The organism is Intrasporangium oryzae NRRL B-24470, from assembly GCF_000576595.1.
Lineage (GTDB): Bacteria > Actinomycetota > Actinomycetes > Actinomycetales > Dermatophilaceae > Intrasporangium_C > Intrasporangium_C oryzae.
In genome coordinates this window covers 1-6,165 of sequence record NZ_AWSA01000089.1, presented here as the reverse complement: position 1 = coordinate 6,165, position 6,165 = coordinate 1, and the positions used below count along the sequence as shown (strand labels likewise).

The following is a 6,165-nucleotide window of genomic DNA, read 5'->3' as shown; positions in this document are numbered from 1 at the left end:
GCTTCCTGGGTGGGTGGGAGGGCGTCCGCCCGCCTTCCCCACTCGCCGAGGGTGGCGGCGATGGCGAGAGCGCCTATCCCAACATCAGGCCGGAGCGCTCTTTCGACGTCCGCGAGGTCACGCAGCAAGTTGAGTCCTTGAGGGCCAGCGCTGGCGGCGTGTCGCCACGCGTACTGCCATAGGTATCCCGGACTGGTGGCCGGGATACCGGCATCGAGCAGGGCACGGTATCGGTCGAGGATCGCGGCGGTAACCGGCATGGTCGCCGGGTCGAACGGTAACTCTGCCGTTTGCCGGAATGGTGGCCGGAGGTGGTCGGCCAGGCTCTGGTGGGCGACCCGGAAGACGGCGTTCCCGAACTGGCCATCCTGCAGCACGAATCTGCCCAGGGAGTCCAGCAGCCAAGAGACGTCGTCCTGCCCAATGTCGTTGAATCCGATGTCGGCGCAAAGGGTAGCCGCGACGGTGACCCACTCCGGCTCGGGGAACCCAGCCCCAAGCCCCCAAGTCAGGGCCGTGAGCATGCCTCGGGCTAAGGAAGCTGCGGTCGCTTGATCCAGTTCCCGATGGAGCGGCGTTGGCACCGCGGCAATCTGGGTGTCGACAGCCGCGAAGATGGAACCGGCCACATGTTCTCTCCAGCCCAGCACAGTGGTGTCAACCGGCGCTGCCCGAAGTTGATCCGAGACGAGCCGTGCCAGCAGGAAGGGCTCCTCGGTAGTGGCGGTCGATGCCTTGGTCAGGTAGTTCGCCACTGCGTCGGCACTCATGCGGGGGTCCACATCGGACAGGCGTGCCCCCAGGTACTCACGTCGGGCCAACCGACCCGACTCGGCCCACCGCTCGTCGTCGAGGTTCAACACCTCCACGGGTTGAAGCGTGTCAACCAAGGTGTTCGGAGACTCTTCACCCGGCTCAAGCACATTCCGAGTCGACACGACCACTGTGGCGAACGCCGCCAGCCGTGCCAGCAGTTCCCTGGCCATAACGAATGCCTGCCCGCGTGCCTCGTCGAGACCGTCAACCACCAGCACCGGGGTGCGATGTTCATCGTTTGCGCGGCGCTGCAAGGCGCCAACCAGTAACGCTGCATTCCTGTCCCCGGCGTCGTCCCGCGGCAACACCCCCGCAGTAATCAAGTCGCGGTCCAGAGACGCTGCGGCCTGATCCAAGGTCAAGCCACGCAAGTACACATGCGCGGCCACCGATTCCTCGCCCGGATCGGCGTGGCCGAGGGGGCCTTGTGCCACGAGTAGGGCCCGCTCGGACGGAACTGAGGCACTGACCACCCGTCCGGTGATGGCCGACTTGCCCGTGCCCGCTGATCCGGTCACGACGTGCAACCCTGTCATCCCTGAGGTCACCCAGGAGACCACGGTGTCGACCTCGCGAGTGCGTCCGGTGAACCATGATCTCTGCTCTTGTGGTCCACCCGACCGGGCGGCGCGTAGGAGGTGCTCGACCACCTGAGCCGGCGCATGCGGCTCGAACAGGGGGTTCTGCACCAGCCAGTCCGACACTCCGTCTCGCCTGAAGCTCAGATGTTGCCCATCAGTCTTCCACTCACGCAGCAGCGCGTCCCCGATGTCCTCACCGCGAAGGAACTCGTTGTGAACAGACCATGGCCGTCGGAGGGAAACGTTATCAGGCCCGTGTTTGACCAGGTCGAGAAGCCGCTGCCCGAAGGCACCGTCCCGCGCCGTCTCCCAAGGAGCGCACGAGGCCAGCACTCCGACCCACACCAGGCCCTTGGGGGGCTGCTGCGCTATCAGTGCGGCCGCGACCTCGCTCGCTGCAGGAACGCCTCCGCCCGAGAAGCACGCGTCAAGAACCACGAGGACCTGGTTCGCCCCCACCTCGATGCAGCGCCGCACCACTTCCGCGACGGCTAATCCGGCGCTGGACTTGGTGCCGCTCTCCGTTGTGAGCAAACGCAGGCCATCCCGGGCATCTTGCTTGCCGTGTCCGCTCCACATCAGCACTAGCCGGCCGCCGTCGGGCATCGGAGGGAGCTCATCGAGGCTCTCGAAGACCTGGACTGTTGTCGGATTGATGGCCGGATCACCATCGAGATCTCCCCGGACGAGTTGGGCGAAGTCCATCACTTCGGACGTGGCGTGCGGGAGTTCCTCATGCATGGGGTCGGTATACGTGCCGACCCCAAAACCGACGAACCGGCCTTTCTGCGTCATGCTGTCATTCTGCTTGCCAAGCATCGCCGTGGCAGCGACTTGAACCAACTGATGCGGCTGGGAACCACTTCGGGTCCACCCCGGGCTTTGGTTGACACTTGAGGCGATGTAGGAGCAGGCGGGTCAAGTTCGGATCTGTGATGACGACGGCGATGGGTCGAGGTCAGGCGGTTCGACACGCTGCGGTCGCCGACGAGTAGGTGGGTGCTCCACTCTCTGGGCCGGGCTTCGGATTCGCGTGTGGTCAGGACGGCGCCCGGCGTTCTTGGGGGATCGAGGTCGAGGTAGCCGCGTTGTTTGGACCACTCGCCGTGCTGCTCGTCTGCACGCCCCCGACCAGGCCGGTCACCGCGTCGTGGCTGAGGAAGATCCGCCGATGTCCGGACCGACGCCTCTCCCTCGATTACCGGCCCTTCTCAGATGAGTGTGGGTTCATAGGTTCAGGCCTCCTGCGATGAGGAGCATGCCCAGCGTGTAGTTCTGGAGGTTGCGGAAGCCACGGGCGACCCTGCGGTGCAGCTCGATCAGGAAGTTGACGGCTTCGGTTCCGCCGTTGTTCGCGCCGCGGGTGGTGAAGTAGGCTAGGAACGCTTCACGCCACTGACCCAGTTGGCGGGCACCGGGGGCGTGGCGTGGCCATATCGCGCTGCGCCAGAAGTGTCTTGAGCAGCTGCGCGTGGTCCCGGCAGAGATCATCAGCCGTTCGCGGGGCGGCGAATGACGGCAGCGGCGCTCAGCGCGGTCGGTCCTGTCGAGCCCTATCGCAGTACGTCGTCGAAGCTGCGGCCAGGCAGCTCCCCGAGGATACGGTTGACGCGCTCGAGCAGCGGCTGGAGCTCAGGGCGGTGGTCTTCGGCGATTCTCGCGACGCGATGGAACCGGGCGAGGTCCTCCTCCGTGACCTGTCTCCCGAGCAACTCATCGGCGGTCCACACACCCTCGACGAACGGCGCGGCGGCCGAGGCCAAGGCACGGCGCGTCTGTCGGTCGAGGACCAGCCGGGCGAGGCCGACACGATTCTCGTGGATGGCGGTAACCAGGTCGCTGCCCATCCGCGATAGGCGCAGCCGCGCCTCGACGTCACGGGCCATGCCACGGTGAAGCGGTCGAGATCTCGCGAACGGTCGGCCGGCTGCCTGCTGGAGGGCCAGAAGGGCGCCGGACAGGGACACGCGCGGCCCGGTCGTGAGGGGCATAGTCACGGGCTCAGGCAACTGGATCGGCGTGACCTTCAGGGGTTCTTCGGGGAAGTTCGGGGCGAACAGGTTGTCCAGGAACTCCTCGAACGCGCCCGCGCACAGGGTGTCTAGGTTGAGGTCGGCGAAGACGTCTTGGACCTGGTGCGCCTTGGCGTTGCCCAGCTCCGGGTTCCCACCCCAGAGCAGGCCGACCACCCGTTTCCAAGACCCGCCCGAGGGGTTAGTTCGTTCGACGATCAGGGAACCGGAGTCCCCGTAGTAGGCGAACCTGCCGTTGGGCATCCCCGGGTCCGGGGCCACCTGGAAGTCGTTGGTCGATCCGTAGTGGCCGGTCAGCCCGACATACTCGACCCAGCCGGTCGTGTGATCCGTCTTGGCGCCTGACTTCTCCACGGGCATGCCGACGGTCGCCGTCGTGATCTCGAAGACAGCCGGACCGACACCTTCGATCTCCTCGAGTACGTCCGCCGCGTTCACCGGCGCTGCGATGGTCGCGTCGAGCGTCCCCGTGCGAACGACGTCAGCTATGTGGTCGGTCGCGGCTGTGCTACCCCACGGCTGGAACACGTCCGTTCCGGCCGCGCCGCCCAGCACGTGGTTATTGGTCAGCAGGACGACCTCATCATTCAGTCCGTCCCACACCCAGCCTCCCAGGGTGCCCCCGCCGCTGGCAGCTCTGGCGATGCTGCGACCGCCGGCCACCGGACGGGCCCGACCAGCCAGGGTGCCCGCAGGGATGTGGGTGTACTCGACTGGACGCGCCTGCTCCACGACATCGGTCGGTACAGACTCCTCCCGGTCGCTGGAATCCATGAAGAACCGGATCTCAAGAGGAACCATCCGGTCCGGAGGAACATCCGCGCGGGGGAGCTTCGTGTCCACGAACACGATGACGGCCAGATCGGCGGTCACCTCGCCACCGCGCCGTTTGTAACCGATTCCGACTGTGTGCACTCCGGGGATGCTCAGAAGGCGCTCGGCGGCCACGTCCTTCGCATGCTGAACCCGCGCCATCTCTTCCGGCGCTGGCACACGATGCGGAGTTGTCTCGTTAGGCATGACTCTTCCCCTGTCTGGACGCCCTTGGGCAGGGCATATGGATTTCCGTGCTTCTCGGAAGTCTCCTGCCGGCCCCGATGGCCGGCTAGGGCCCTTCGGCCCTTTGCCGGCTCTTGGGACATGAGTGTGGGTCCGTTCGGCGCGCCGGGTGTCGGTGACGCCTGGATAGACGCCGAGGCCCTTCAGGAGTGGAAGCGACCAAGCAACCATTCCGAAGGACCTCGACATGAGCGAGCCTACGGCGTGCGCTGCCGCGCGCTGCCATCCATCCGGGCCGTATTGCGACAACTGTGACCTGCTCGTCGGCCTCGAGGGCCTGCACGTGACCTCGGTCGAGCGTGACGATGCCCGCCTCGTGGTGTCGGTGGAGTCCGCGCCGACGCCGGTGGGCTGCCTCGAATGCGGAGTCGTGGCGCACGCGCATGGGCGGGTCACGGTCGAGCTGGTCGACCTGCCCTGCTTCGAACGCCCGGTCCGGCTGCGGTGGGTCAAGCGCCGCTGGGCCTGCCCCGAACCGGCCTGCCCGGCCGTGACGTTCGTCGAACAGGACCAGACCGTCGCGCGGCCGCGGAGCCTGTTGACGGTGCGGGCGTGCTGGTGGGCGATCGAGCAGGTCCGCCGCGAGCACGCCTCGATCGCCGGCGTCGCCCGCCGGCTGGGCTGTTCGTGGAAGACGGTGTGGCGCTCCATCAAGCCGCTGCTCGAAGCGTTGGACGCGGACCCGGCCCGGTTCGACGGCGTGGCCACCCTCGGGGTCGACGAGCACGTGTGGCACCACGTGTCCCCGCGTCGGCGGGGACCGAAGGAGCTGACCGGGATGGTCGACCTGACCCGCCACCCCGACCCGAGCAACCCCGAGAAGATGGTCGTGAAGGCGCGGCTGCTCGACCTCGTGCCCGGACGGTCCGGGACCGTGTACCGCAACTGGCTGATCGAGCGCGGCGAGGACTTCCGCGCTGGCGTGCAGGTCGCCACCCTCGACCCGTTCCACGGGTACAAGAACGCCATCGACGACCAGCTCGACGAAGCCGCCTCGGTTCTGGACGCGTTCCACGTCGTCAAGCTCGGCGGGCAGGCCCTCGACGAGGTCCGCCGCCGCGTGCAGCAGACCATCCACGGCCACCGCGGCCGCAAGGGCGACCCGCTGTACGGGATCCGCAACATCCTGCGCCTGGGCCTCGAGCACCTCAGCGAGAAGCAGCGGGCCCGGATCACGGCTGCGTTCGCCGCCGACGAACGCCACGACGAGGTCGACATCGCATGGCAGGCCATCCACCAGCTGCGCTCCGCCTACACCGCCAAAGACCTGGCCGCCGGCAAGACGATCGCGCTCAAGGTCCTCGACTCCTTCCCGTCCTGCCCGATCCCCGAGATCGCCCGCCTCGGGCGGACCCTGAGCAAGTGGCGCACCGAGTTCCTCGCCTACTTCGACACCGCCCGATCCAGCAACGGCGGAACCGAGGCGATCAACGGCCTCATCGAGCTGCACCGCCGGATCGCCCGAGGCTTCCGGAACAGGCACAACTACCGGCTTCGGATGCTCCTCGTCGGCGGTGGACTGATCCCCTGAAACCCCACACTCATGTCCCAAGAGCCGGCAAATCCCACGCGCCCCCACCCGAACGTCAGCCCGCGAGCCCGATCAGCTCACCCTCCATCGGCCCATCGGTGGATCGAGGCTAAAGGGGCTCTTCGGATCTGAGCGTGGGTGAGGG

The 6,165-nt window shown here is 67.1% G+C and carries 3 protein-coding genes and 1 pseudogene; 1 reads left to right on the top strand and 3 read right to left on the bottom strand.

The window, feature by feature from the left end:
- From N865_RS20985 to N865_RS20980, 3 genes and pseudogenes are all read right to left on the bottom strand, one after another.
- The coding region (locus N865_RS20985) for an ATP-binding protein (protein WP_034810226.1) at positions 1–2,192 on the bottom strand (2,192 nt) is incomplete at its 3' end.
- A gap of 432 nt (positions 2,193–2,624) precedes the next feature.
- A pseudogene (locus tag N865_RS22495) lies at positions 2,625–2,807 on the bottom strand (transposase); the annotation flags it as partial.
- A 143-nt stretch (positions 2,808–2,950) separates the two neighbouring features.
- Positions 2,951–4,450, bottom strand: coding sequence for a chymotrypsin family serine protease (locus N865_RS20980; protein ID WP_157557819.1), 1,500 nt, complete (start codon positions 4,448–4,450; stop codon positions 2,951–2,953).
- Positions 4,451–4,676: 226 nt separating this feature from the next.
- On the opposite strand from N865_RS20980, the gene N865_RS20975 reads away from it, so the two are divergent.
- Positions 4,677–6,020 (top strand): ISL3 family transposase, encoded by a 1,344-nt coding sequence (locus N865_RS20975; protein WP_245603863.1) that lies wholly within the window; start codon positions 4,677–4,679, stop codon positions 6,018–6,020.
- Positions 6,021–6,165: the final 145 nt, after the last annotated feature.